Here is a 26,198-nt window from a genome sequence, read left to right on the forward strand (position 1 = left end):
CCCGTACTCCGGCTCCGGAGAGCCCGGGGAGGGGATCAAGTCTGCCCCTCGATCACGACCAGCACGAACCCGGCCTCGACCTGGCGGCCCGGCGTCACGTTCACCGCCGCCACCGTGCCCGGCGCGGGGGCGGTGATCCGGTGCTCCATCTTCATGGCTTCGAGCACCACGACCACCTGCCCTTGCCCGACGCTCTCGCCGGGTTCGACGTCGATCCGCAGCACGGTGCCGGGCATGGGGGCCAGCAGGGAGCCGGGTGGCACCTGCTCCACCGGTGCGGGCAGGCGCTCCAGCGGGGTGAGCCGCACGGAACCGAGCGGGGAGTCCACGTGCGTCACGCCGTCGTAGCGGGCCACGGCGAACCTGTGCCGCACGCCCGAGGTCTCCAGTACGACCAGCGAGGGCGTCGCGCCGACCAGGACGGTATCGGGGAACCCCTCGGCGCGCAGGCCGTCCCTGGTGATCCGATAGGAGATCTCCGCCTCCGCGAACGCGGTGCGCTGCGGCTGCGACACCACGTTGCGCCATCCGCTCGGCAGTCCCGCCTGCACCGTCGCCGCCGCGCGGTTGGCCGACGCCCGCGCGAGCGCGGCGGCGAGGGCGGACAGGCGCACGGCCCCCGGCTCGGCTCCGGCGGTCCGCCGTCCGGACGCCGACCCGGTGAGGCCGTGCTCGGTCAGGAAACCCGTATGGGTCTCCCCGGCGAGGAACGCCGGATGGCGCAGGACCTCGACCAGCAGGTCCCGGTTGGTGACGGGGCCGTGGATCCGCGCGCCCGCCAGCGCGAAGGCCAGCCTCCGCACGGCGTCGGAGCGACTCGCGCCGTAGGAGATGACCTTGGCGAGCATCGGGTCGTAGTGCACCCCGATCGCCGAGCCGTCCTCGACGCCGGAGTCCAGCCGCAGCCCGTGTCGCCCGCCGGGTACGGGCGCGAAGCGGGAGTCCACGCCGGGGATCTCCAGGCGGTGCAGGGTGCCGCTCTGCGGGAGCCAGTCGAGGGCCGGGTCCTCGGCGTACAGGCGAGCCTCGACGGCGTGCCCGGACGGCTCGGGCGGCGCCGCGGGCAGCCGGGCGCCCTCGGCGATCCGCAGCTGCAACTCGACGAGGTCGACACCGTAGAGGCACTCGGTCACCGGGTGCTCCACCTGCAGGCGGGTGTTCATCTCCAGGAAGGCGACCGTGTCGCCCCTGACGAGGAACTCGACGGTTCCGGCACCGACGTAGTCGATGACCCGCGCGGCCGTGACCGCCGCGTCGCGCAGCCGCGCCCGTGCCGCCGGGGAGATCGCCGGGGAGGGGGTCTCCTCGATCACCTTCTGGTGCCGCCGCTGGATCGAGCACTCCCGCTCGCCCAGCGCCCACACCGTCCCGTGCCCGTCGGCCAGGATCTGCACCTCGATGTGCCGGGCGCCTTCCAGCAGGGGCTCGACGAACACGGTGCCGTCCCCGAACGCGGACGCGGCCTCGGCGCGCGCCGACTCGACCGCCTCCGGCAGGTCGCCGGTCAGCCGCACGACGCGCATCCCGCGCCCGCCGCCCCCGGCCGACGCCTTCACCAGCAGGGGAAGGGGGCCGCCCATCGAGGTGAACACGGCCTCCAGGTCCCGTTCCAGGTCGTCCGCCGAGTGGCCGGGACCCGTGGTGAATCCCGGCAGCACCGGGACCCCCGCGGCCGCCATCAGCTCCTTGGCCTCGATCTTGGAGCCCATCGCGGCGACGGCCTCGGCCGGCGGACCGACCCAGGTCAGGCCCGCGTCCGGCACGGCCCGTGCGAAGGCGGCGTTCTCCGACAGGAAGCCGTAGCCGGGATGGACCGCGTCCGCCCCCGATCTGCGGGCCGCGTCGATGATCTTCTCCGTCGACAGGTAGGTGTCGGCGGGTCTGACACCGCCGAGCCGCACCGCGTGGTCCGCCTCGGCCACGTGCGGGGCGTCGGCGTCGGCGTCGGAGAAGACCGCGACGGTCTCGATGCCGAGGTCACGGCAGGTACGGAAGACGCGGCGGGCGATCTCACCCCGGTTCGCGACGAGCAGGCGGCGGATCGGCGAGGCGGTCACGGGCATGATCACATCCGGAAGACGCCGAAGCCCGCGGGCTCCGGGGCGGGGGCGTTGTGTACGGCGGACAGGCACAGGCCCAGGACCGTCCGGGTGTCGCGGGGGTCGATCACCCCGTCGTCGTAGAGGCGGCCGGAGAGGAAGAACGGCAGCGACTCGGCCTCGATCTGCGCCTCGACCATCCGGCGCATCGCCGCGTCGCCCTCCTCGTCGTAGACCTGCCCCCGGGCCTGGGCCGCGGCCCTGCCGACGATGGACAGCACCCCTGCGAGCTGGGCGGGCCCCATCACCGCGGACTTTGCGCTGGGCCAGGAGAACAGGAAACGAGGGTCGTAGGCCCGGCCGCACATGCCGTAGTTGCCCGCTCCGTACGAGGCGCCCATGACGATCGTGAGGTGCGGGACCGTCGAGTTGGACACCGCGTTGATCATCATGGCGCCGTGCTTGATGATGCCGCCCTGCTCGTAGTCCTTGCCGACCATGTAGCCGGTGGTGTTCTGCAGGAAGACCAGCGGTGTGCGGGCCTGGTCGGCGAGCTGGATGAACTGCGCGGCCTTCTGCGCCTCCTCGCTGAACAACACCCCCCGGGCATTGGCCAGTATCCCGATCGGATAGCCGTGCAGGCGGGCCCACCCGGTCACCAGGCTCCCGCCGTACAGGGGTTTGAACTCGTCGAACTCGCTGCCGTCCACGATCCGCGCGATCACCTCGCGCGGGTCGAACGGGATCTTCAGGTCCTCGGGCACGATGCCCAGCAGCTCGTCCTCGTCGTACAGCGGTTCACGCGCGGTCCCGGCGGAGGCGCCGAGCCTTCGCCGGTTCAGGCCCCTGACGATCTGCCGCCCGATCCGCAGCGCGTCATGCTCGTCGGCGGCCAGGTAGTCGGCCAGCCCGCTGACCCGGGCGTGCATCTCGGCACCGCCCAGCGACTCGTCGTCGGACTCCTCCCCGGTGGCCATCCTGACCAGCGGGGGCCCGCCGAGGAAGACCTTCGCGCCCTTCTTGACCATGACCACGTGGTCGCTCATCCCCGGTACGTACGCCCCGCCGGCGGTGGAGTTGCCGAAGACCAGGGCGATCGTGGGGATCCCGGCCGCCGACAGGCGGGTCAGGTCGCGGAAGATCCGGCCGCCGGGGATGAAGATCTCCTTCTGGGTCGGCAGGTCGGCCCCGCCGGACTCCACCAGATTGATCAGCGGAAGCCGGTTCTCGAAGGCGATGTCGGCCGCCCTGAGCGTCTTGCGCAGCGTCCACGGGTTGGACGAGCCGCCCCGCACCGTCGGGTCGTTGGCGACGAGCACGCACTCGACGCCCTCGACCACCCCGATCCCGGTGACCACGCTCGCCCCCACGGGGAAGTCGCTGCCCCAGCCCGCCAGCGGTGAGAGCTCCAGGAACGCCGAGTCGGGATCGACGAGCAGCTCGATCCGCTCCCTGGCCAGCAGCCTGCCCCGCGCGCGGTGCCGGTCGACGTACTTCTCGCCGCCGCCGGCCACCGCTCTGGCCTGCTCGGCGTCGAGCTCGGCCAGTTTGGCGAGCATCGCCTCGCGCCGGGCCAGGTAGTCGTCACCGGAGGTGTCCAGCCGGCTCACGAATCCGCCTCCTTGATTGACGTCGGCGTCATGTTGCCGCCTTGGCTCGCGGGCGTCAGGCCGATGGCCCGGGCCCAGAGCGTGGAGAGCATGACGACGGCGGTCCGCTCGTCGGCGTGCTCGCCGAGGTCGAGCCAGACGTGGGCGAAGTGCTCGACCATCCCGCCCAGCATCACGGCGGTCAGCCGGGGGTCCAGCGACGGATCGGCCAGGCCCTGCTCCTGCAGGCGCCGCAGCCCCTCCGCGCCGCGCCGCACGAAGACCTCGCGCAACTCGAGCAGCAGGCCGCGGAACCCCTCGTCGGCGATCGCGACCTGCTCCAGCATCCTCACCAACCGGGAGTTGGCCGCCCAGGCGCGCAGGTAGAGCAGGTTGGCGGCCTCGATGCGGGCGTACGGGTCGTCGGGAGCGGCGGGCCCGACCACGCTGGCGGTGAACATCTCGCCCACCACGGTGGCCGCCACCTCACGGAACAGCTCCTCGCGCGAGCCGAAGTAGGTGTAGAAGGTGCCGTGCGAGACGCCGGCGCGCGCGCAGACGTCGTCGACGCGCACGGCGTCGTAGCCTCGCTCCTCGAACATCTCCCGTCCGGCCTGGACGAGCGCCGCCCGCGTGCGGCGGCCCCGGCTGCTGAGCGTCTCAGACTTGACGATCACGTCAATTACGGTAGCCCACAACCGGCACTCCCGCCAGGGGCCGAGCCTGATCGGGGGAGGCGGCCGTTCGGCCCACGTCCCGGTGATCTCACGGAGTCGCGCCGAGGGAAAGCCGTGCCCGGATTCCGGGCGGCCGATACGGAATGGGGGCAGAGGAAGAAGGCGCGTCTTCCACCCGGTTCGGGGAGGCGGCAGCGCATGGAAGACACGTCAGGCGGCATGTCGAAGGCCGCGGCCGACCTCCCCCTCGGCATCGCCGCGCATCGCCGTCGGCGCCGGCCCGTGAGCGGTCCTCGAGGCCGCGGCCGGCCGGGAAAAGGGCTGGGCGAGCCCCGCGCTCCGCCCCACGGGGATGCCATGCGGGCCGGTTGGCCCGCGCGTCGAGCGGTGGAACCGGTCGGCGCGCTGTGATCCGCTGTGCCCCTCAGCCGCAGTGGCTCCAGCCGCTCTTCCACGACAGCGACCCGTACGTGCCGCCCCAGATGACGCACTTCTTGGCCGCGGACAGGCGTACGGGGCCCGCGTAGACGGTGAACTTGCCGGGGTTGCTACCGCTGGAGCCGCCCTTCACCTGGAGTATCGCGTTCATCGAGATCTTGGCGGGGATCACGTACTTGGACATGGTGACGACGCAGTTCTTACCCGCGGCGGAGCTGTAGAGCAGGTAGATCGTCGCGACACTGCCCAGGGCCTTGGAGTTGACGACCTTGTAGCCGCTGCCGCAGACGCCGGTGGCCGTGTAGGGATTGGGTTTCCGGGGGGTGGGCTTCGGACTCGGCTTGGCCGTCGAGGTCGGTGGCACGATGGCGATGGGCTTGGACGTCGGCTCGGGAGCCGATGAGGGGTTGACGATGCCGCTCGGCTCCGCCGAGCCCGGCAGCTCCGCCCGCGGGGTGGGCTTGGCGGTGGTGGCCGCCGGGCTGGAGGCCCGGGAGGGGGGCGTGCTCGGCTTCCCCGTCGGCGCTCCCGCGGCGCGGCTCGGATTCTCGGCCGGCCGGGATGACGGCCGCGCGATCCGCCGGGACGGGTGAGGCGTGCCGGTGAGGAGTTCCCTGCCCTCCGGAGGCAGGGAAGACTCCTTCCCCGCCGTGGGCGGATCGCCGGGAACGGTCGTCGAGCCGGGACCCGGGGTCTCCGCCGCGATGGACGCCGCTCCGGCTCGCGCTATCGCGGCCTTCTCGTCGTTCCGCAGGGCCACCACGGTCCCGGTGGTCACGCCGAGCGCGGCCACGACCGCCACCCCGGTGAGCAGGAGCCCCACGGGTCCGCGCGGCTTCCTCCCACCCGGCTCCCCGGCCCGCCGGGGTTCGTCCTGTCCCGGCCCGCCGTGTCCCGGTGCGGCGCCTCCCGGTCCGTCCGGCGGTGGTCCGTCCTGACGTTGCCCGCTCTGCCGCGTGGCCGCCGCGGACACGTGACCGGGACCGGGCACAGGACTGTGACCTGGGCCGGGTACAGGGCCGGGGAGGGGCGCCGGACGCCGGACCGGGGTGGTGGAGGCGGTGCCCATCAGGCGGTTGACGAGTTGTTCGGCGGTGGGGCGCAGCGCCGGGTCCTTCGACAGGCAGGCCGCGACCAGCTCGCGCAGCTCTCCCTCCAGCGCGCTCAGTTCCGGCTCCGCGTTCAGAATCCGGTTGATCACGATGGGGATGGAGTCCTGGCCGAACGCGGGCCGGCCGGTCGCGGCGAAGACCATCGTGACGCCCCAGGCGAACACGTCGGCCGCGGGGGTCACCTCGCCCGCCCCGAGCTGCTCGGGCGCGAGATAGGAGGGGGTGCCCATCGCCACCCCGGTCGCGGTCATCCCCGGAGAGTCCAGAGCCCTGGCGATGCCGAAGTCGATCACCACCGGGCCCTCGGGACCCATCAGCACGTTGGCGGGCTTGAAATCACGGTGCAGGATGCCCGCGCGGTGGATCGCCGACAGCGCGGTGGCGGTACTGACGGCGAGACGTTCCAGGGAGGCGCCGCGCCGTGGCCCCTGGCTGTCGACCAGCTGGCGCAGGGAGGGGCCGGGGACATACTCGCTCACGATGTACGGACGGCTGCCGGCGAGGTCGGTGTGGAGCACGGAGGCGGTGCAGAACCGGGCCACCCGTTGCGCGACCGACACCTCGCGCAGGAAGCGCGCCCTGGCCTCGGGGTCGCTGACCAGTCCGTGGTGGAGGAGCTTGACGGCGACCTGCTCGCCCTCAGGCCCCCGCCCGAGGTAGACGATCCCCTGTCCGCCCTCTCCAAGCCGCCCGGTCAGCTCGAACGGCCCCAGGCGTGGGGGATCCTCCGCTGTTAGTGGTCCCACCAGATTCCCCCCGACAAAACCCGAAAAAATGGTTTATGTGGAGCAGAACGCTACCAGTGTGAGAGGCGGGGCGAACGGCCATGAGGATTCGGGGAGCCGCGGAATCCCGTGCTCGGCCTGACGGGAATCCGCGAAGATCCCACCTCTCTCCCTGCTAGGAGGGGATCCGGGAAAGCGGGAATCCGCTCAGATGGCCTTGCCGGGATTGAGGATGCCGAGCGGGTCGAAGACCTGTTTGATCCCGCGGTGGATCTCCTCGGTGACCGGCCCGGTCTCCATGGCCAGCCAGCGCTGTTTCAGCAACCCGACGCCGTGCTCGCCGGTGAGCGTGCCCCCCATCTTCAGGGTCTCCCTGAAGAGCTCGTCGGCCGCGGCCCACACCTCGGGCGGCGGTTCGCTCAGGGCCCTGTCGAAGACGAAGACGGGGTGCAGGTTGCCGTCGCCCGCGTGGGCGACCGTGGTGATCAGCACGTCGTGCTTGACCGCGATCGCCTCGATCTTCTCGATCATGTCCGGCAGCAGGGAACGCGGTACGCACACGTCCTCCACCAGGCACTTGCCCAGCCGTTCCTTGGCCTCGTACGCCATCCGCCGGACCTCGATCAGCTGCGCGGCCTCCTGCGCCGACGACGACACCGCCACGAAGGCCGCGCCGTTGGCGGTGCAGAGTTCGGCCATGCGTTCGGAGACGGCCGGGCCGTCCACCGCGTCCGACTGCGCGATCAGCATCGCCCGGGTCGACTCCTCCAGCCCGATGTTCCGCCAGTCGTCGATGGCCTTGAGCGTGTTCCGGTCGAGCAACTCCAGCAGGGACGGCTGGCATCCGGCCGCGATGATCGCGGAGACGGCGGCGGCGGCCTCCCTGAGGGAGGTGAACTCGGCCGCGATCGTCGCCGGGTAGACCGACGGCGCCCTGCGCAGCCGCACCGTCGCCGCGGTGATGACCCCGAGCGTCCCCTCGGAGCCGACGAACAGGCTGGTCAGGTCGTACCCCGTCACGCCCTTCACGGTGCGCCGGCCGGTGTTGATCACTCGCCCGTCCGCGAGCACGACCTCCAGGCCGAGCGCCGAGTCGCGGGTCACGCCGTACTTCACGCACCGCAGGCCGCCCGCGTTGGTCGCCAGGTTGCCGCCGATGGTGGAGATCTCGTAGGAGGAGGGGTCGGGGGCGTACATCAGCCCGTGCTCGCGGGCGGCCCGGTCCAGGTCGGCGGTGATGACCCCCGGCTCGACCACGGCTATCTCGTCGTCGGGGGACAGTTCCCTGATGACCGCCATCCTGTGCAGCGCCAGCACGACGCACCCCTCGACGGCGGTCGCCCCGCCGGCCAGGCCGGTACCGGCCCCCCGGGGCACCACGGGAACCCGGTGCCGGGTGGCCCATCTCATTACGGCGACCACATCGTCCCTGGTGTGCGCGAGCACTACGGCCAGTGGTTTACCGGGCTCAAGAAAGGTTCGGTCCCGGGCGTAGGAGTCGGTCACGTCGGAGTCCGTCAGCACCTTCTCCGGTGCGAGCGCGGCGACGAGTTCGGAGATAGCGGTCACAAGTGGACTGTACGGCCTGGCCCCGGGCGGGCGTTCGGCGGTACGCCGAACCCCCGTACGCCAATTCCGCACCTCATAGGGCCTTTGGCGGCGATTCCAGGCGGCATGGAGCCGGACTGTAGTGAAAATCACCACCATTCTCAGCAAAAGACACTTTATTTCATTTTTGCAACATCATTTGGTGCCCTGACTCTTGCTTTACCTTCTCGTCTAACGTCCCGGTTCGGTGCGCTCATCCGGCGCGCCGGAAATGTCCGCGCCCGGTAAACCCAGGCGCAGGGAGGGGACACGTTGTCGGGCAGACTCAGCAGAGGAGGCGCTCCCCGGCGCCTTCTCGCGATCGTTCCCGTGCTCGGCCTGGCCGTCACGGGACTGGCTGTGGGCGGTGCGTCGGCCGAGAGCGACTCCTCGGTCGCGCGGTACCAGCCGACCGCGGCCGACTACTACATCAACTACGCGCCGCCCAGGGACGAGCCGGAGGTCGGCGACCCGGCCGTGCCGTCGGCCAAGGCGCGCAAGACCGGTCCGTCCAGGAAGATCGACCAGAAGTACTCCGAGGGCAACCCCGTCGCCGCGCGGGTGCTGGCCGCCCGCGAGGCGGAGGCGATCAGGACGGGGCTCAACCCCGCCGATCTCCTTTTCAAGAAGGCGAAGACCCCCAAGACGGCCAAGCTCCTCACCCTGCTGGTGGAGTTCAACGACCAGGCGAACGACGACTTCTCCGGGTTCTCCCGTCCGGCGAGCGTGACCAGCGAGGACCCGGCCGAGTGCGTCACCGAGCCGCCGGGCACGCGGCTCAACGGCCCGCTGCACAACAAGATCCCCAATCCGGCCACGCTGTCCCACAAGGACAACAACAGCTTCTGGGTGCCGGACTTCAGCCCTGACCACTTCAACAAGATGCTCTACAGCACCGAGGGCATCACCCAGCGGGTCCGCACCGACCTGACCGACCCGCGGGACGGTCGCAAGGGCATAGACATCTCCAAGCACACCATGAAGAACATGTACGAGGAGATGTCCAAGGGCGCCTACACGGTCACCGGGCAGGCGAGTCCGTGGATCAAGGTCCCGCACTCCGAGGCCTACTACGGCGCGCGCGCCTGCGGCCAGCCGGTACAGGACATGAGCGGCCACCCGGACAACCCGCGCGGAGCCGGCCAGCTCGCCATCGACGCGGTGAACTCCCTGGCCGCCGCCGACCCGAACTTCCCGTGGGCCGACTACGACCTCGAGGACGTCGGTGACGCCGACGGCGACGGGAACTTCGCCGAGCCCGACGGCGTGATCGACCACCTGGTCCTGGTCCACGCGGGCAAGGACAAGTCCTCCGACGGCGGCGCCGAGGGCACCTACGCGATCTGGGCGCACTCCAGCGCGGTGGCCGGCGGCTACCAGGTGCCCGGCAAGAACGTGAAGATCTCCAACTACATCGTGCAGCCCGAGGACTCCGGCGTCGGCGTCTTCGCCCACGAGTACGGCCACGACCTGGGCCTTCCGGACCTCTACGACACCAGCGGCCAGGCGTCCTCCGCGGTGGACTTCTGGGACCTGATGTCCAGCGGATCGCACAGCGGCCCGATCTTCCAGTCGATGCCCACCCACATGAGCATCTGGAGCAAGTGGGTCCTCGGCTGGGCCAACCCCAAGGTCTTCAACCCCGGTGACCGCGCCCGCGCGGTGACGGTCGGCCAGGCCTCGCGCACGCCCAAGCTCACCGAGGACGGCGTCCGGGTGAACCTGACCAGCTCGCCGGTCACGATGATCGAGCCGCACAGCGGCACCAAGACGCTCTGGTCCAACTTCGACCAGGAGTGGGCCAACGTCAAGATCGCCCGCGACGTTCAGGTGCCCGCGGGGACCGACCTGAAGTTCTGGCTCTGGAACAACTACGAGATCGAGGACGACTGGGACTTCGGCTTCATCGAGACCTCCGTTGACGGCGGCACCACCTGGACCCAGCAGAAGGTCTACACCGACGGCGGCGCCCTGGTCTCCACCGACGACGACTACACCGACCCCAACGGGAACCTCGCCGCGTTCGGCGACAAGAAGTACGGCCTCACCGGCGCCACCGACGGCTGGCGGCACGACTACGTCGACCTCACCCCCTTCGCGGGCACGACCGTCAAGCTGCGCCTGACCTACAACACCGACGCGGCCTACACCCCGCGCGGCTGGCACGCCGACGACTTCGCCCTCACCAACGGCGCCCAGACCGTCTGGAGCGACGACCTGGAGGGCGGCCTCAACGGCTGGACGGCCACCGGCGGCAGCTTCAACAACACCAACGGCCAGGGCTGGGCCCTCAACGACGGCAAGCGGGAGGTCTCCCGCTTCTACCTGGCCGAGTGGCGCAACCTCGACGGGTTCGACAAGGGCCTGCAGTACACCTACACCACCAACTACTCGCGTGACGGCGCGTGGAAGGTGGAGAAGGTCAAGTACAACGCCCCCGGCATGCTCGTCTGGTACCGCGACTCGAACTACACCAACAACTCGGTGGCCAACAACCTCGAACTGGCGCCGAGCATCGGCTCCAAGGGCAGCCTGATCCTGGTCGACTCCCACTTCGACCCGCTGCGGCGGACCGGCGTGGCGGCCACGAAGGATCCCACCACGCTCAAGAACATGTCGGGACGCGTGCAGAGCTCGAACGCCGCCTTCTCCTTCGCCAAGACCTACCCCTTCACCGATTGCATCGAGGGGCCGGACGAGCCCTTCAGCACGTACTGCACCAAGGTGGACGGGCTGAAGGGAGTCTCGGAGTTCACCGACGCCAAGACCTGGTACCCCGGCTTCGAGGCGCGCGGCACCAGCCTGTACTACCGGGACTTCGACGCCTCGGTGGTCGTTCCCTCCAAGGGCGACCAGATGTACAGCACCCGGGTCGTCAACGCCGACGGCACCCCCGCCAACGACTGGTACGGGACCGACATGGGCGGCGGCCACGTCCTCGGCTCCGGAAACCCCGGTGACGAGGGCAAGGCGCTGGGCGTGAAGCTCAAGCTCGTCACCCCGCTGCCGGGTAACCTCGGCGCGATCGTTCAGGTCACCCCGCCCAAGGAGTAACCCCCCGCAGGAGTATGGCCCCGCCGTCACCGACGGCGGGGCCATACCATTTGAACGGGCGAACACCCGATCGGATAGGGGCAGCGTGGGAGAGCTTCGAAGCAAGGCCGAGCACACCGAGGCCATCAGGACCGAGGGCAGGGTCTGCGTGGTCGTCAACACGCGCTCGCGCCGAGGCCGGCGCCACTACCCGGAGGTGGTCCGCGCGCTGCGGGCCGCGGGGTTCGGGGCGATCCGCTTCTTCCCGGTGGTCGATCCCAAGCGGCTGCGCGCCACCCTGGAGGAGGCCCTGGCCACGGGGCCCGACCTGCTCGTCGTGGGGGGCGGCGACGGCACGCTCAGCTCCGCCGTCAAGCACGTCGCCCACCGCGACGTCGCCCTCGGCGTGCTGCCCCTGGGCACCACCAACAACTTCGTCCGCAGCCTCGGCGTCCCCCTCGACCTCGCCGGAGCCGTCGAGGTGCTGCGCACCGGCAAGGTCGCGGACATCGACCTGGGCATCGCCGGAGACCGCGAGTTCGCCAACCTGGCCAGCTTCGGGGTGTCGGTGGAGGTGGCGGGGAAGGTCAGGCACGGGGTGAAACGCCTTCTCGGCCGCGCGGCCTACCCGCTCACGGCACTGACGATCCTCCCGGGCCACCGGCCCTTCCGGGCCTTCCTCACCGTGGACGGCCGCCGCCACGAGCTGCTCACCCACCAGCTCAACATCGCCAACGGCCGCTTCCACGGCGGCTGGCAGGTCGCCAAGGACATCAGCATCGACAACGGTCGCCTGGTCGCCTACCAGCTCGGCTCGGGCAAGCGTCTGCGCCTGCTGGTGGAGACCATGATCCGGGCCGGTAGCGGCCGCTGGCGCAGCCTCGCGGGTGGTCCCTTCGTCGTGGGGCGCGAGATGCACCTGGAGACCGACCCGCCGCTGGCCGCCGACGTCGACGGCGAGGTCCGCCTGATGACCCCGATCACGATCCGCACCGTCCCCAACGGGCTGCGGGTGATGGTCCCCGAGGACTTCGTCGACTCCTGAGCCGCGTTGAGCGTCGCGACCGTGCCATCAGCCCAGCGTCGTCGATCCTCGACGGCGCACCGGGGGAGGCGGCCATGTGCCGGGCTGCGGGTTGACCCCTGCCCCGCCGCGGGCCCGGTTCGCCTTCACGGCTGTTTTCCGGTGATCCGCCGGAATCTCATCCTGAGCCTGTCGAGCAGTGGTTTCTGTCCCGGCCCGCTCCCGCCACGGGGGCTCTCCTCGCGCCCGCCCCCGTTCCACGCGGGCGCGTGGGCGTCTCGCGGCTCGCGCCGCTCCGGGCGCTCGGGGGCCGCCACGCCGGTGTTCGTCGCGTCGGGGGCCTGGGGACGGGGGGCCGGTGCGCCGGAATCCGGCGCGGTGAGGGCCGGCGGGCGGGGGCGCCGCGCCCGCCGCAGGTCGGACAGGGCCTCGGCGGCGTCCGGGCGCTTGTGCGTCGCATGGTCGCGCATGCGCCGGAGCAGGTCCATGATCTCGGCGGACGCCTCACTTGAAGCGGGTTCGGCGTCGGGATTGGCCGGTGGGAGCTCCCCGGTCAGCAGTTGGAAGGCGATCACCCCGGCCGCGTACACGTCGGAGGCGGCGGTCATCCGCTCGGGCATGGCCTGGCACTCGGGGGCCGCGTAATGGGTGTCGAGCACGTTGGGTAGCTCGTTGGCGACGGTGTGCGCGCGGGGGCCCGGCTTGGCGTAGTCGAACCCGGTGAGCATCGCCCGGCCGTTCTCCGTCACCAGCACGCACGCGGGACTGAGCGCCCGGTGGATCACGTTGTTGGCGTGCACGTGGGCCAGGCCCAGCAGCATGTCCTCCACCACGTCCAGCCGGGCGGCGGTGGAGAGCGTGCGGGGGGAGGCGGTGAGGTGCAGGTGCAGCGCCTGACCGTGCACGTCGTCGAGGACCAGTACGAACCGGCTCTCGTCGTCGATGGCGAAGAAGTCACGGGCGCGCACCACGCACGGGTGCGCCGGGATCCTGGTGAGAGCCTGGTAGGCGTTGGTGATCAGCCGTCGTTCGGCCGCTCTCGGCTCCTCCTCCGCCAGGGGGTCGGCCCGGTAGACGCGCAGCAGGACCGTCTCGCTGCCGGGAACCGTCGCGTTGATCGCCCGGTACTCGGTGACCCGGTTGTCGCCGCCCAGCTGTTCCTCCACCTCCCAGCTGCCGAAACGCGGCGGCGCCGTGGAGCGTCGCACGCTCCCGTTGAGCGCCTCGATGATCGCGGTGCCGTACGGCGCGGTGTCCGTGGTGTGGCCGCGCCTGACGCGGGAGACGTCACTGAGCGTGCCGACAAGCCCGGCCAGGTCGGTGACGTGGCGGGAGTCGCGGCCGGCCGGGTCGACCAGCTCCGCGTCGGCCCCGGTGAGCACCACCAGGCTGTCGACGTAGACCCGGTCCAGCTCGCGCCGCTCCTGGGTGAGCAGTCCCTTGAGCGCGCGCCCGTTGCCGCGCAGCTTGGCGACGGGGGAGCCGAACGCCTCCCGCCGCAGCGGGAACCAGCGGTTCCCCGCGACCTCGATCCTGCCCCGGGTGCCCTTGACGTCGATGACGCAGAGTGAGTGGCCGGTCAGGACGATCACGTCCACCTCGAAGGTGTCGTCGCCGCGGGGCACCTCGATGTTGTGCAGCAGCAGCCAGTCCGGTGGGGCGCTGTCTCGCAGGTGTGCGATGACCCGTCGCTCGGCGTCGTTGACCGGGCTTCCGCCGCCGACGATCTGTGCCATCTCTAGCGTGCCGCCTTCCTGATCGTGCTCATCGTGTCACGCAGTATCTCAAGAGGCTCATCTTCGCCCGTACCTTTACTTTTCCACCACTCGGACACGCGGGCCTCCCTATGATCATGGCCTAGTCCTGGCCGGGAGACGTGATCGGCGTGTTCGGCACGTCGGGCGTCCGTCGGATCTCGGGTGGCAGGCGGGGTGTCGCGGCCGGTCGGGAGGCCGAACGCCCTCCTCGCCCGCCGCGGCTCCCGCGGGCCGTGGTGATGGGGCGGTGTTACCCCTGTGGCTTCCGTGGGCATCGCCGCCGGGCCGATGTTTGCCGCGGTGGGACAGGGTAGGCGTCCTTTCCTGTAAGGGAGGAGGCAGTCCATGGTCAACACCAAGGAGTCACTGCCGACGTCCGAGCTGATCCGGCAGATGTCGGAGCAGGTCTCGCGTCTGGTCAGGGACGAACTCCGCCTGGCCAAGGCGGAACTCACCGAAAAGGGCAAACACGCGGGAATCGGCGCCGGGCTGTTCGGCGGGGCAGGAGTCGTGGCCCTGTTCGGGGCAGGCTCTATGGTCGCCGCGGTGATCCTGCTTCTCGCGTACGTAATGCCCGCCTGGGTGGCCGCGGCGGTCGTGGGCGTGGTGCTGCTGGCCTTGGCCGGTGTGCTCGGGCTCTCCGGCAAGCGCCAGGTCGCCGAGGCGGCCCCGCCGACCCCCGCGCGGACCATCGAGAGCGTCAGGGACGACATCTACGCGGTGAAGGAGAGGGCCCACCGATGACCGAGACAGACCCGGGGGGATCCGACCGGCCCCGGGCCGAGGCTGGAATCACCGGATCCCGAAGGAAAAGGGTCGGTGCCCCGATAACGCCGGAGGAGAGGGAGTCGCTGAACATCCCGCCGAAGCAGCCGTACGGCACGCCCGGCGGGGATCTCGACGTCCCGGAGTCCGAGCGCGACGGCACGCCCCGGCCTCCGAGCGTGGCCGCCGGTGCCACCCCCCACGCCGACACCGCCGACACCGGTGTCGGCGAGACGAAGACCGGCAAGATCATCAAAAAAGACGAGAACGACGTGGAAACCGTGCGGCGGGATATCGAGGACGCCCGCCGCGAACTTGGCGACACTGTGGAGGCACTGGTGCACAAGACCGATGTGAAGGGCCGTTTTCAGGAGACCGCCGCCCATGTGGGTGAGGACCTGCGCAGAGCGAGAGCGGCGACCGCCACCACCGCCACCGAGATGGTCGAGCGGGTGAAGGAGGCGACTCCCGAGGTCGTCGGCCGGGTCAAGGAGGCGACCCCCGCCGAGATCAAGGAGGCGGCGGAGAAGGTCACGGCCGAGGCGGGCAAGCGCCCCGTTCTGACGGTCGCGGCGGTGGCCGCGTTCGCCCTGGTCGTCTTCCGGATGCTGCGGAGAGGAAGGAAGCGGTAGCCGTCCGGCGACACCGGCAGGGCCGTCCCCGACGACTCACGGAGGGCGGCCCGAAGCCCTCGGAACCACCCTGGCGGGGCCGACGAGGTGACGCGAACCGCCGGATCTCCGGAGATCCGGCCAATAGCCATGCGCTCAGGCGAGCCAAACTCAGGTCTGCCGGGGTAATCTGACCGTTTCCGGGCGGGCGGCGGACCCCCTCCTCTCCGCCTGCCCGGACCTTCCCGCCGCCGATGTCCCGCGGAACCGCCTTCGCTCCGCCCGGACCTTCGCAGCGGCCTGCACCGACCAGGCCGTATTTTCATAGCGAAAGGCGAAGTATCCGGACTCAGGCACATGTGTGGCCGAGCGCATGTAGCGTTCTCGGGCAGGACATGTTCTCGGGGGACACACGGGAGGTCTCATGCGCCACGCTCTCGGGATCGCCGCAGGCCTCGCGCTCATCGCGGCGGCCCTTTCCCCGCTACCCCAGGCCCAGGCCAGTTGTGTCAGCGCGGCCAGGAAATGCCAGGCCAAACCGCTGATCGGTATCGAGGTGGCGGCCAGGGCCACGTCCCCGGCGGCCTCGGGCGGGCAGGTCTCCTACACCCTTGACTACGCCATGACCCTGACCCCGTCCTTCGCCCCCTACTGGGGCACCTTCTGGGTGGGGGGCCGCTTTCCCGCGGGGCGGGGCCCCAGCAGGGCGGTGCTGCTCGACGCCACCGGTAAGCGGGTCGCCGTCCTGCGCTGCCGCGAGCACTCCGACGGTGTCTGGTGTGCCGCGGGCAGCCACATCCCGCACCGGGGGAGAGTGGTCCTCACCGCCCGTACCGGGGGCAAGGGCGTGACCAGACTCGGTTTCGACAGTTTCGAGGAGCTCGACCGCAAGGAGTCCGAGCGGCGCTTCAGCCGGCGGGAGGCGCGCGCGCGATTCTGCAACCACCGTTTCACCGCGACCGTCACCACCGTCACCACGACGCCGGACTCCTGAGGAGACGAGTTGGGCGCCGCACTGACCGATGTGCACCACCTCAAGATCTGGGTGAGCGACCTGGCGCGGAGCCGTTCCTGGTACGAACGCGTCCTGGGGCTGGAGCACCACACCAGCTTCGAGGACGAGGACGGCGTGATCAGGGGCATGAGCTTCGAGGTTCCCGGCGCCGCCTTCCAGATCGCGCTGCGCCAGAACCCGGACCTGGCCAGGGCGCTCTTCGACGCCGATCCCTTCGCGCTCCAGGTCACCTCCTCCGGGCTCGACGCCTGGGTCGCCCACCTCGACGACCTCGGCGTCCCGCACAGCCCGATCATCAGGGCCTCCTCCGGTCACGCGCTGGGCTTCGTCGACCCCGACGGCGTCCAGATCCGGCTGTACGCCCCGGACGAGGAGGTCCACGCCACCCAGGTGGGCCCGGGGGGCGTCTACCGATCAGGACCGGCCCCAGGCTTCGCTCCCGGGCGGGACCGGGCCTGAGACACCCGCCGCCGGAGCGGCGGCAAGCCCCGGGCAGGGCCTTCCCGTGGTCGCCGGGGAGTTCCGACGGGGGTCCGTGGCCCCGGCCGGGGCGATGCGAGATCATGTCCCTGCGGCACCTGGTGAAGTACCTCCAGCAGGCCAGGACCGGCCCGCTCACCCCCCTGCGGGACCGCTTTCCCCGAAAGGACCTCGTGATGGACTTCGAACTCAACGAGGAACAGCAGCTGTTCCGCCGGACCCTGCGGGAGTACGTCGACAAGGAGATCGTGCCGGTCGCCCCGGAGTGGGAGCGGACCGGCCGCTACCCCACGGAGATCGTCGAGGGCTTCCAGCGGATGGGGCTGTTCGGGATCACGATCCCCGAGGAGTACGGCGGGCTGGCCCTGGACCGGGTGTCGTTCGCCCTGGTCTTCGAGGAGATCGCCCGCGGCTGGATGGGCGTGGCCGGGGTGCTCGGCTCGCACTCCCTGGCCGCCTGGATGATCGCCACCCATGGTACGGAGGAGCAGAGAAGCGCCTATCTGCCGGACCTGGCCACCGGTGTCCGCCGTACCGGCATCGCGCTGACCGAGCCGGCGGCCGGCACCGACCTGCAGGGCATCCAGACGCGGGCCGTCCGTGACGGCGACCACTATGTGATCAACGGCACCAAGACCTGGATCACCAACGCCCGGCACGCCGACCCGATGCCCGTGCTGGTCAAGACCTCCCTCACCGATCCCGCGCACCGGGGCATGTCCATCATCCTGGTCGAGGCGGGAACTCCCGGCTACACGGTCAGCCGCGACCTGCCCAAGCTCGGCTACAAGGGCACCGAGACCTGTGAGATCGTGCTGCAGGACGTGCGGGTCCCGGCCTCGGCGCTGCTCGGCGGGGTCGAGGGGCGGGGCATGCAGCAGGCGCTTTCCGCCCTGGAACTCGGCCGGGTCAACATAGCGGCCCGTGCCGTCGGCGTCTCCCAGTGCGCCTACGACGCCGCGCTGAGCTACTCGCGCGAGCGCCACGCCTTCGGCCGGCCCATCTCCGACTTCCAGGCCATCCAGCTCAAGCTCGCGGACATGGCCACCGACATCCAGGCGGCCCGGCTGCTGACCTACTGGGCGGCGGTCCGCTCCGAGAACGGCGCGGTGAACTCCGAGGCCGCGATGGCCAAGTACTTCGCGTCCGAGGTGGCGCTGCGCACCACCATGGAGGCGATGCGGATCCACGGCGGGTACGGCTACTCCCAGGAGTTCGTCCTCGAACGCCTCTACCGTGACGCGCCCCTGATGGCCATCGGTGAGGGCACCAACGACATCCAGCGGATGGTCATCGCGAAAGCTCTCATCTCGGGTACCGCTAAAGTCGGATGGTGATGCGATCTGCCCTTTATGTCCCAGGTGACCAGCCCGAAAAACTCGCCAAGGCGCTCGGCAGGGGAGCCGACAGCCTGATCGTGGACCTTGAGGACGCGGTCCTGCCCGTGCACAAGGAGGCGGCCCGCGCGGCCGTCGCCGCGTGGCTGCGCGGGCTCGGCCCCGACACCCCCGAGATCTACGTACGGATCAATCCCGGCGCGGCCGGACACGACGACCTTCGGGCGGTCGCCCTGCCCGGGGTGCGCGGAGTCTGCGTGGCCAAGACCGAGTCGGCCGCCGAACTGGAGGCCGTCGACGCCGTGCTCGCCGCCGCGGAGGCGGCCCAGGGACTGCCGGGCGGCTCCATCGTGGTGTGCCCCCTGCTGGAGAGCGCCGCCGCGATCCTGGCGGCCCCGGAGATCGCCAGGGCGCCCCGTGTCTCGCGCCTGCAGATCGGCGAGGCCGATCTGCGCGCCGACCTCGCGGTCGAGACCGGCCCCGACGAGCGCGAGCTGCTGTGGGCTCGCTCCCAGGTCGTCCTGGCCTCGGCGGCCGCCCGGCTCGCCCCGCCCCTCGCCCCGGTCAGCACCGACTTCCGCGACCTCGACGCCCTGCGCGTCTCCACCCTCGCCCTGAAACGCCTCGGTTTCCGCGGCAGGGCCTGCATCCACCCCGCCCAGGTGGCCGTCGTCAACGAGGTCTTCACCCCCTCGGAGGAAGAGCTCGACCGGGCTCGTGACCTGATCGCCCGCTTCGAGGCATCCGGATCAGGTGTCGTCACCGACGCCAGGGGCCAGATGGTCGACGAGGCGGTGGTGAGGGCCGCCCGCCGCCTCCTATCCTGACGTGATGCCAGGTGAACGGTGTCTGTTCTGCGCCATCGCGACCGGAGAGCACCCGGCCCACGTCGTTCTCGCGGACGGCGTGGCCGCGGCCTTCCTGGACACGCGCCCGGTCTTCAAGGGCCATGTCCTGGTGGTCCCGCTGACCCACGTCGAGACGCTGGCGGACCTGCCGGTGCCGATGGTCGGCCCGTTCTTCGAACGCGTCCGTGCCGTCGCCGCCGCCGTAGAGTCGGGCCTGGCGGCGGCCGGCACGTTCGTCGCGGCGAACAACCGCGTCAGCCAGAGCGTCCCGCACCTGCACGTCCACGTGGTCCCCCGTAACCGCAAGGACGGCCTGCGCGGCTTCTTCTGGCCCCGTACGAGATACGACGACCCCGCCGAGGCCGAGACCTACGCCCGCCGCGTCCGTGAGGCCCTCGGCCCCGCCCCGCCGGCCTCCTGAACGACCCCTTCCGGCCTCGGGGGCGGTGGCGAGGGGTTTCGCGGGTACCCGTCCGCGTCGCTCGCCGAAGCGGGCTTCCCGAGTGGGTCCGCCCGGGACGGGGGCTTGTCCGGAGAGCGAGGGCCGGTCGTCCGGGGAGGCCTGCCACGCTATTTGATCTACATCGTAAAGGCGCTCGGGACGGCCGCCGGCCGCACACCACAGGAGGGCCGGATCGCCGCCAGGTGGAGCTCGTCCCCGTTCTGACCGGATACGGAAGGTCGGTGTGATCCGCATGGGCCGGGCGCGGGTGGGGCCGGGCGTATAAGGTCCGGAGCGTGGAACCCGTCATCGCCGTGTTGCTGGTCGTCGCCCTGATCGGGGTACCCGCCCTGGTGCTGTGGCGGGTGTTGCGAGGACGCAGGGAACTGGGCAGCAGCCCGGCCGAGCGGGCCACGTTCGAGACCCTGCACACCGCCTCCCTCGCCGCGCCGCCGCTGCGGGCCGGGCTGACCGAGGCGGGGGCGCAGAAGGCGTCCCGGCACCTGCGGGAACTGCTGGGCTCCCCGGCGCTGGCGGTCACCGACGAGGAGAGGCTGCTGGTCTACGACGGCGAGGGCGACGACCATCACGCCCGCGAGGCGTTCACCCACGCCGCCAAGACGCTCACCGGGGGCCGGACCCGGGTCCTCGGCCCCGAAGTCGTCTGGTGCGATCTTCCCGAGTGCCCGATCAGGTTCGCCGTGGTGGTGCCGCTGACCACCGACGGGCGGGTGGTCGGTTCCCTGGCCGCGTACGGCGGGCACGCCTCCGCGGGGCTGGTCAGGGCCGCCCACGAGGTCGCGAACTGGGTCGACTCGCAGCTGGAGCTGGCCGAACTCGACAGGTCCAGGACACGCCTGATGGAGGCCGAGGTCCGGGCGCTGCGCGCGCAGATCTCCCCGCACTTCATCTACAACTCGCTGACGACCATCGCCAGCTTCGTCCGTTCCGATCCCGACCGCTCCCGTGAGCTGTTGCTGGAGTTCGCCGACTTCACCCGCTACTCCTTCCGGCGGCACGGGGAGTTCACCACGCTGGCCGAGGAACTGCGTTCCATCGACCGCTACCTCACCCTGGAACGTGCCCGCTTCGGCGACCAGCTTCAGGTGACGCTGCGCATCGCCCCGGAGGTGCTCGCGGTCGCGGTTCCGTTCCTGTGCCTGCAGCCGCTGGTGGAGAACGCGGTCCAGCACGGGCTGGAGAGCAAGCCCGGGATAGGGCGCATCTCGATCGTCGCGGAGGACGCCGGGGCGGAATGCCGGATCAGTGTGGAGGACGACGGCGTCGGCATGGAACCGGACCGCCTGCGCCGCATCCTGGCCGGTGACGCCGACGAGCGCTCGGGGGCGGGAGGAGTGGGGCTGGTCAATGTGGACGAGCGGTTGCGCCAGGTCTACGGGGACGAGTACGGCCTGGTGGCGGAGACGGCCAAGGGGGCGGGTACGAAGGTCAGCGTCCGCCTGCCGAAGTACCACCCGGGTGTCTCCGTCCGTTGAACCGTGCCCGCTCGGCCGCCCGGCTCGCGGTCAGGTTCCCTCGGTGCTCTGCCCGTCGGCCCGCCGTGCCGTCCGCCGGTCGCCCGCCCGGCCGCCGGGCTCTCCAGCGTGACCGGCCCTCCGAATCCGATTAAGTCTTCCCCCGGAATATGAAAAAGTTGACAGGCGATGTCTAATTCATCACCCTCTAGAAATTCCCGCGTGAACGACCTGGAGGAGTGACCGTGACCGGCCTGCGTGTCCTTGCGGTGGACGATGAGCTTCCCGCGCTGGAGGACCTGGCCTACCTGCTCCGGGACGACCCCCGCATCGGAGAGGTCTCCCTGGCCAGGGACGGGGCCGCCGCGCTGCGCGTTCTGGACCGGGCGATCGCCGACGGGCGGCCGATCGACGCGGTCTTCCTCGACATCCGGATGCGCGGTCTGGACGGGGTGGTGCTCGGCCGCCTGCTCTCGCAGTTCGCCAACCCGCCCCGGGTGGTCTTCGTGACGGCCTACGAGGAGCACGCGGTGGACGCCTTCGAGATCAAGGCGGAGGACTACCTGCTCAAGCCGGTGCGGCCGGAGCGGCTGGCCGAGGCCATCCGGCGGGTGTTCGTCTCGGCGGAGCTGCCGGAGAGCGAGGGCGCGGGCCGTGCCGACCCCGACACCATCCCGGTCGAACTGGGCGGTGTCACCAGGTTCGTGGCCAGCACCGAGGTCCGCTACGTCGAGGCGCAGGGTGACTACGCCCGCCTGCACACCGCGGGCGGCAGTCACCTCGTGCGCATCTCGCTGGCCACGTTGGAGGAGCGCTGGTCGTTGGCGGGTTTCGTCCGGGTGCACCGCAGCCACCTGGTCGCGGTCAAGCACATCGACGAGTTGCACATCGACTCGGGCCGGTGCGTGGTCCGCATCGGTGAGACCGAGATCCCGGTCAGCCGCCGCCACACCCGTGAGCTGCGCGACCTCCTGGTCCGCCGGGCGCGCAAGGGCAGGCAGGAGTGAGCCGGGACCCGGGGGCCAGGGAGGAGGCCGAGCCGCGCCGGTGGATCACCGACCGGTCGCGCAAGGATGCCGAGCGGTCGCGTAAGGAGCCCGACCGCTCACGCAGGGAGTCCGAGCGGCCGCGGCGCGAGGTGGTGACCAGTCCTCGCACCATGGCCCCCCGCCATCCCCGCTACCCGGTCACCCGGGAGATCGACGAGCAGACCCGGCTGGGTGAGATCTACATGCACTCGCTGGTCCGCACCCAGTTCCGGCTGGCCCTGTTCGTCTGCACGGTGCTGGGCTGCGTGGTGGTGGGGCTGCCGCTGCTGTTCCTGCTGGTGCCCGAGTTGCACGCGGTCCGCCTGCTGGGGATCCCGCTGCCCTGGGCGGTGCTGGCCGGTCTGATCTACCCGGCGTTCGTGATCGGTGCCTGGCTCTACGTCCGGCAGGCGGAGCGGAACGAGCGCCACTTCGCCGAGCTGGTGGACAGGGCCCGTTGACCCCCCTTCAGGGCCGGGAGCCCGAGGTCTCCACACCGGGAGGCGTCAGATGAGCACCGCGTACGGTGTGACGGCGGTCGTGCTGGTGGTGCTGGCCGCGGTGCTGATCGGCGCCTTCGGGATCCGGCTGTCGCGGACCACCTCCGACTTCTACGTCGCCTCCCGCACGGTCTCCCCGCTGTGGAACGCCTCGGCCATCGGCGGGGAGTATCTGTCGGCGGCGAGCTTCCTGGGCGTCGCCGGGCTGATCCTCACCTACGGCGCGGACATGCTCTGGCTGCCGGTCGGCTGGACGGGCGGTTATCTGGTGCTGCTCGTGCTGGTCTCGGCTCCGCTGCGCCGTTCGGGCGCCTACACGCTGCCGGACTTCGCCGAGGCGAGGCTGGAGTCGATGGCGGTGCGGCGGATGGCGGGGGTGCTGGTCGTGCTGATCGGCTGGCTGTACCTGATGCCGCAGTTCCAGAGCGCGGGCCTGGTCCTGCGGGCCATCACCGGCGCCCCGGAGTGGGCGGGGGGCCTGCTGGTGGCGGCCGTGGTCGCGGTGAACGTGATGTCGGGGGGCATGCGGTCGATCACGTTCGTGCAGGCCTTCCAGTACTGGCTGAAGCTCACGGCCCTGGCCGTGCCGCTGGCGTTCCTGTTGCTGGCGTGGCGGAGCGGGGGAGCCCCGGGGCTGAGCGAGCGGGATGTGGCGACCTGGGCGTTGCCGCTCTCCAGTGGCAGGGAGTACGGCCTCTACTCGACCTACTCGCTGATCCTGGCCACGTTCCTGGGCACCATGGGGCTGCCGCACGTGCTGGTCCGCTTCTACACCAACCCCGACGGCCGGGCCGCCCGCCGTACGACGCTGGTGGTCCTGTCGCTGCTCGGGGGTTTCTACCTGCTGCCGGCCGTCTACGGCGCGTTGGGCAGGATCTACGTCCCGGAGCTGGAGGGCAGTGACACGGTGGTGCTCACGCTGCCGGGGCGGCTGATCGGCGGTGTGGCCGGTGACCTGCTGACGGCGTTGGTGACGGCCGGGGCGTTCGCGGCGTTCCTGTCGACCTCCTCCGGGCTGACGGTCTCGGTCGCCGGGGTCATCGGGCAGGACATTCTCAAGGGAGGGGTGCGGTCGTTCCGGGCGGCGGCGGTGCTCGCCGTGATCGTTCCGCTGGGCCTGGCGGTCCTGGCCCGTTCGCTGCCGGTCGCCGACGTCGTCGGCCTGGCGTTCGCGGTGGCGGCCTCCTCCTTCTGCCCGTTGCTGGTGCTGGGCATCTGGTGGCGGCGGCTGACTCCGGCCGGGGCGATGGCGGGGTTGCTCGTCGGTGGCGGCCTGGCCTGCGGCGCGGTTCTGATGACGATCGGAGGGGGGCCTTATCCCGGTCTGGTGGGTGCCATGCTGGCCCAGCCCGCCGCGTGGACGGTGCCGATCGCCTTTCTCGTCATGGTGCTGGTCTCGCTGCTGACGCCGGGACGTATCCCGCCGAACGTGGCCCGTACGATGGTGCGCCTGCACACCCCGGAGATCCTCAACCTGGATCGGGGTGACTGGCGGCCCCGCTCCTCCTGACGGGTCCGGCGAGCCGCCCGGCCGGGGTCTCTTCGGCGGCGACCGTTCGTCGCGCGGGACAGACCTTTCACCGCAAGCCGCGTCCAGCTGAACGCGACGCGGCGGCGCCTCGGCGAAGAGTCCGCGAGCGGGTCTCCACGAGGGGTGGCGTCTCCTCCTACGTTGTCCGTGATCCAGATCACATTTGTGGGAGGTCTTGTGACCGCCAGGCAACATGACTCATCGGTCTACGAAGAGATTCAGGCCGGTGAACAGTTCCAGGAGTTGAAGAGGCGTTTTCGGGCCTGGGCGTTCCCGATGACCGCGGCGTTCCTCGGGTGGTACCTGCTCTACGTCGTCCTTTCCGGCTGGGCGCGTGACTTCATGGGCACGAAGGTCCTGGGCAACATCAACGTGGCGCTGATCTTCGGTCTGCTCCAGTTCGTGTCGACGTTCGGGATCGCCTGGGCCTACTCCCGTTTCGCCGAGAAGAAGCTCGACCCGCTGGCTGACGAGATCCGTCACCAGGCCGAGGGGAAGACCGAATGAGCCACCAGACCCTGTCCACGATCCTGTTCCTGCTCTTCGTCGCGGGAACGCTGGGGATCACCTTCTGGGCCAGCCGCAACACCAAGGACGCCACCGACTTCTACGCCGGTGGCCGGTCCTTCAGCGGTGTGCAGAACGGCCTCGCCATCGGTGGCGACTACATGTCGGCCGCGAGCTTCCTGGGCATCGCCGGGATCATCGCGCTGTCGGGCTACGACGGCTTCCTGTACTCGATCGGCTTCCTGGTCGCCTGGCTGGTGGCGCTGCTGCTGGTCGCCGAGCTGATGCGCAACTCCGGCAAGTTCACCATGGCCGACGTGCTGGCCTTCAGGATGAGCCCCCGTCCGGTCCGTACCGCGGCGGGTGTCTCCACCATCACGGTGTCGATCTTCTATCTGCTGGCCCAGATGGTCGGCGCGGGCGCGCTGGTCGGTCTGCTGCTCGGTGTCACCTCGCCGACGGGCAAGGCGCTCACGATCGTCGGTGTCGGCGTCCTGATGATCGTCTATGTGGTCGTCGGCGGGATGAAGGGCACCACCTGGGTGCAGATCGTCAAGGCGGTGCTGCTCATGGGCGGTGCCACCCTGGTCACCCTGCTGGTGCTCGGCCACTACGGTTTCAACCTGTCCGGCCTGCTCGGCGACGCCGCCGCGCAGAGTGACAAGGGTCAGGCGTTCCTTGAGCCCGGCCTGAAGTACGGCACCGAGGCGCAGGGCATCGCGGGCAAGATCGACCTGATCAGCCTGGGCCTGGCACTGGTGCTCGGCACCGCGGGCCTGCCGCACATCCTGATCCGCTTCTACACGGTTCCCACCGCGCGGGAGGCGCGTAAGTCGGTGCTGTGGGGCATCGGCATCATCGGCGTCTTCTACCTGCTGACCCTGGTGCTCGGCTTCGGCGCGGCGGCGCTGGTCGGCGGCCAGGCGATCACGGCGCAGGACAAGGCGGGCAACACGGCGGCGCCGATGCTCGCCGAGGCGGTCGGCAAGGCCATCTTCGGCGACGTCGGAGGCACGATCCTGCTGGCCGTCATCGCGGCGGTCGCCTTCGCCACGATCCTGGCGGTCGTCGCCGGGCTGACGCTGGCGTCGAGTTCCTCCTTCGCCCACGACCTGTACGCGCACGTGTTCAAGCGCGGCAACGTCACCGACCGGGAGGAGGTGCTGGTCGCCCGGATCTCGGCCTTCGTCATCGGCGCGGTCGCCATCGGGCTCGGCATCCTCGCCCAGGGGCAGAACGTGGCCTTCCTGGTGGCGCTCGCCTTCGCCGTGGCGGCCTCGGGCAACCTGCCCGCGATCCTCTACAGCCTGTTCTGGAAGCGGTTCAACACCGCCGGCGCGGTCTCGGCCATCTACGGTGGCCTGGTCTCCGCGCTGGTCCTGGTGGTCTTCTCGCCGGTCGTCTCGGGCAGTGCCACCGCGCTGTTCCCCGACGCGAACTTCGCCTGGTTCCCGCTGAGCAACCCCGGTATCGTGTCGATCCCGCTCGGTTTTCTGGCCGGGTTCGTCGGCGCGCGCCTCAGCAAGGAGTACAGCGCGGGCAAGTACGCGGAGATCGAGGTCCGTTCGCTCACCGGCATCGGCGCCGAGCAGGCCACCTCGCACCAGCCTGTCGGCGGGGTCCAGCGGCTGCCCGGTACCGACCCTGAGCTGGAGCCCAGTACCGACTAGGTTCCGAT

Annotated in this window: 21 protein-coding genes; 15 read left to right on the forward strand and 6 right to left on the reverse strand. The window is 70.7% G+C overall.

Annotation, left to right across the window (positions count from 1 at the left end; all coding sequences use genetic code 11):
• Positions 1-35: 35 nt before the first annotated feature.
• The 5 genes from ACFQVD_RS03785 to ACFQVD_RS03805 all read right to left on the reverse strand — a co-directional run bounded on the left by ACFQVD_RS03785 (position 36) and on the right by ACFQVD_RS03805 (position 8,149).
• Positions 36-2,063 carry an acetyl/propionyl/methylcrotonyl-CoA carboxylase subunit alpha gene (locus ACFQVD_RS03785; protein WP_343976532.1) on the reverse strand — a complete coding sequence of 676 codons (2,028 nt, stop codon included), beginning with the start codon at positions 2,061-2,063 and terminating at the stop codon, positions 36-38.
• A gap of 2 nt (positions 2,064-2,065) precedes the next feature.
• On the reverse strand, positions 2,066-3,598 hold the full coding sequence (locus tag ACFQVD_RS03790; RefSeq protein WP_343976655.1) for an acyl-CoA carboxylase subunit beta: 1,533 nt from the start codon (positions 3,596-3,598) through the stop codon (positions 2,066-2,068).
• A 47-nt stretch (positions 3,599-3,645) separates the two neighbouring features.
• A complete protein-coding gene (locus ACFQVD_RS03795) occupies positions 3,646-4,305 on the reverse strand; it encodes a TetR/AcrR family transcriptional regulator (protein ID WP_343976535.1) in 660 nt (219 codons plus the stop codon).
• Between the two features lie 424 nt (positions 4,306-4,729).
• A complete protein-coding gene (locus ACFQVD_RS03800) occupies positions 4,730-6,601 on the reverse strand; it encodes a protein kinase domain-containing protein (RefSeq protein ID WP_343976538.1) in 1,872 nt (623 codons plus the stop codon).
• 186 nt (positions 6,602-6,787) lie between these two features.
• On the reverse strand, positions 6,788-8,149 hold the full coding sequence (locus tag ACFQVD_RS03805) for an FAD-binding oxidoreductase (RefSeq protein ID WP_343976541.1): 1,362 nt from the start codon (positions 8,147-8,149) through the stop codon (positions 6,788-6,790).
• 291 nt (positions 8,150-8,440) lie between these two features.
• Between ACFQVD_RS03805 and ACFQVD_RS03810 the strand changes: the two genes are divergently transcribed.
• Both ACFQVD_RS03810 and ACFQVD_RS03815 read left to right on the forward strand, forming a co-directional pair.
• Positions 8,441-11,221, forward strand: a complete 2,781-nt coding sequence (locus ACFQVD_RS03810; RefSeq protein ID WP_343976544.1) for an immune inhibitor A domain-containing protein — start codon at positions 8,441-8,443, stop codon at positions 11,219-11,221.
• A gap of 85 nt (positions 11,222-11,306) precedes the next feature.
• Entirely contained in the window at positions 11,307-12,245 is a 939-nt protein-coding gene (locus tag ACFQVD_RS03815) for a diacylglycerol/lipid kinase family protein (protein ID WP_343976547.1), read from the forward strand.
• A gap of 125 nt (positions 12,246-12,370) precedes the next feature.
• On the opposite strand, the gene mads6 is transcribed toward ACFQVD_RS03815, so the two are convergent.
• A complete protein-coding gene (gene mads6 / locus ACFQVD_RS03820) occupies positions 12,371-13,960 on the reverse strand; it encodes a methylation-associated defense system protein kinase MAD6 (RefSeq protein ID WP_343976551.1) in 1,590 nt (529 codons plus the stop codon).
• A 366-nt stretch (positions 13,961-14,326) separates the two neighbouring features.
• On the opposite strand from mads6, the gene ACFQVD_RS03825 reads away from it, so the two are divergent.
• The 13 genes from ACFQVD_RS03825 to ACFQVD_RS03885 all read left to right on the forward strand — a co-directional run bounded on the left by ACFQVD_RS03825 (position 14,327) and on the right by ACFQVD_RS03885 (position 26,190).
• Positions 14,327-14,725 (forward strand): phage holin family protein, encoded by a 399-nt coding sequence (locus ACFQVD_RS03825; RefSeq protein ID WP_343976554.1) that lies wholly within the window; start codon positions 14,327-14,329, stop codon positions 14,723-14,725.
• Positions 14,722-15,378, forward strand: coding sequence for a DUF3618 domain-containing protein (locus ACFQVD_RS03830; RefSeq protein ID WP_343976557.1), 657 nt, complete (start codon positions 14,722-14,724; stop codon positions 15,376-15,378). Before ACFQVD_RS03825 ends, ACFQVD_RS03830 begins: the two co-directional genes overlap by 4 nt.
• 403 nt (positions 15,379-15,781) lie before the next feature.
• Entirely contained in the window at positions 15,782-16,351 is a 570-nt protein-coding gene (locus ACFQVD_RS03835) for a hypothetical protein (protein ID WP_343976560.1), read from the forward strand.
• A 9-nt stretch (positions 16,352-16,360) separates the two neighbouring features.
• On the forward strand, positions 16,361-16,831 hold the full coding sequence (locus ACFQVD_RS03840; RefSeq protein WP_343976563.1) for a VOC family protein: 471 nt from the start codon (positions 16,361-16,363) through the stop codon (positions 16,829-16,831).
• 104 nt (positions 16,832-16,935) lie between these two features.
• Entirely contained in the window at positions 16,936-18,189 is a 1,254-nt protein-coding gene (locus ACFQVD_RS03845) for an acyl-CoA dehydrogenase family protein (RefSeq protein WP_343976566.1), read from the forward strand.
• A complete protein-coding gene (locus ACFQVD_RS03850; RefSeq protein ID WP_343976569.1) occupies positions 18,189-19,016 on the forward strand; it encodes an HpcH/HpaI aldolase/citrate lyase family protein in 828 nt (275 codons plus the stop codon). The genes ACFQVD_RS03845 and ACFQVD_RS03850 overlap by 1 nt, the downstream gene beginning before the upstream one ends.
• Positions 19,017-19,020: 4 nt before the next feature.
• Positions 19,021-19,458, forward strand: a complete 438-nt coding sequence (locus ACFQVD_RS03855; RefSeq protein WP_343976572.1) for an HIT family protein — start codon at positions 19,021-19,023, stop codon at positions 19,456-19,458.
• Between the two features lie 317 nt (positions 19,459-19,775).
• Positions 19,776-20,975: a sensor histidine kinase gene (locus ACFQVD_RS03860; protein WP_343976575.1), complete on the forward strand. Its 1,200-nt coding sequence runs from the start codon at positions 19,776-19,778 to the stop codon at positions 20,973-20,975.
• Positions 20,976-21,199: 224 nt separating this feature from the next.
• A complete protein-coding gene (locus tag ACFQVD_RS03865) occupies positions 21,200-21,961 on the forward strand; it encodes a LytR/AlgR family response regulator transcription factor (protein ID WP_343976578.1) in 762 nt (253 codons plus the stop codon).
• Positions 21,958-22,443, forward strand: coding sequence for a hypothetical protein (locus ACFQVD_RS03870; protein ID WP_343976581.1), 486 nt, complete (start codon positions 21,958-21,960; stop codon positions 22,441-22,443). Before ACFQVD_RS03865 ends, ACFQVD_RS03870 begins: the two co-directional genes overlap by 4 nt.
• A gap of 49 nt (positions 22,444-22,492) precedes the next feature.
• Positions 22,493-23,992 (forward strand): sodium/solute symporter, encoded by a 1,500-nt coding sequence (locus ACFQVD_RS03875; RefSeq protein WP_343976584.1) that lies wholly within the window; start codon positions 22,493-22,495, stop codon positions 23,990-23,992.
• A 198-nt stretch (positions 23,993-24,190) separates the two neighbouring features.
• Positions 24,191-24,520, forward strand: a complete 330-nt coding sequence (locus tag ACFQVD_RS03880) for a DUF485 domain-containing protein (RefSeq protein WP_030908181.1) — start codon at positions 24,191-24,193, stop codon at positions 24,518-24,520.
• Positions 24,517-26,190 (forward strand): solute symporter family protein, encoded by a 1,674-nt coding sequence (locus tag ACFQVD_RS03885; RefSeq protein WP_343976589.1) that lies wholly within the window; start codon positions 24,517-24,519, stop codon positions 26,188-26,190. Before ACFQVD_RS03880 ends, ACFQVD_RS03885 begins: the two co-directional genes overlap by 4 nt.
• Positions 26,191-26,198 lie beyond the last annotated feature (8 nt).

The organism is Streptosporangium amethystogenes subsp. fukuiense (assembly GCF_042665875.1).
GTDB lineage: Bacteria > Actinomycetota > Actinomycetes > Streptosporangiales > Streptosporangiaceae > Streptosporangium > Streptosporangium fukuiense.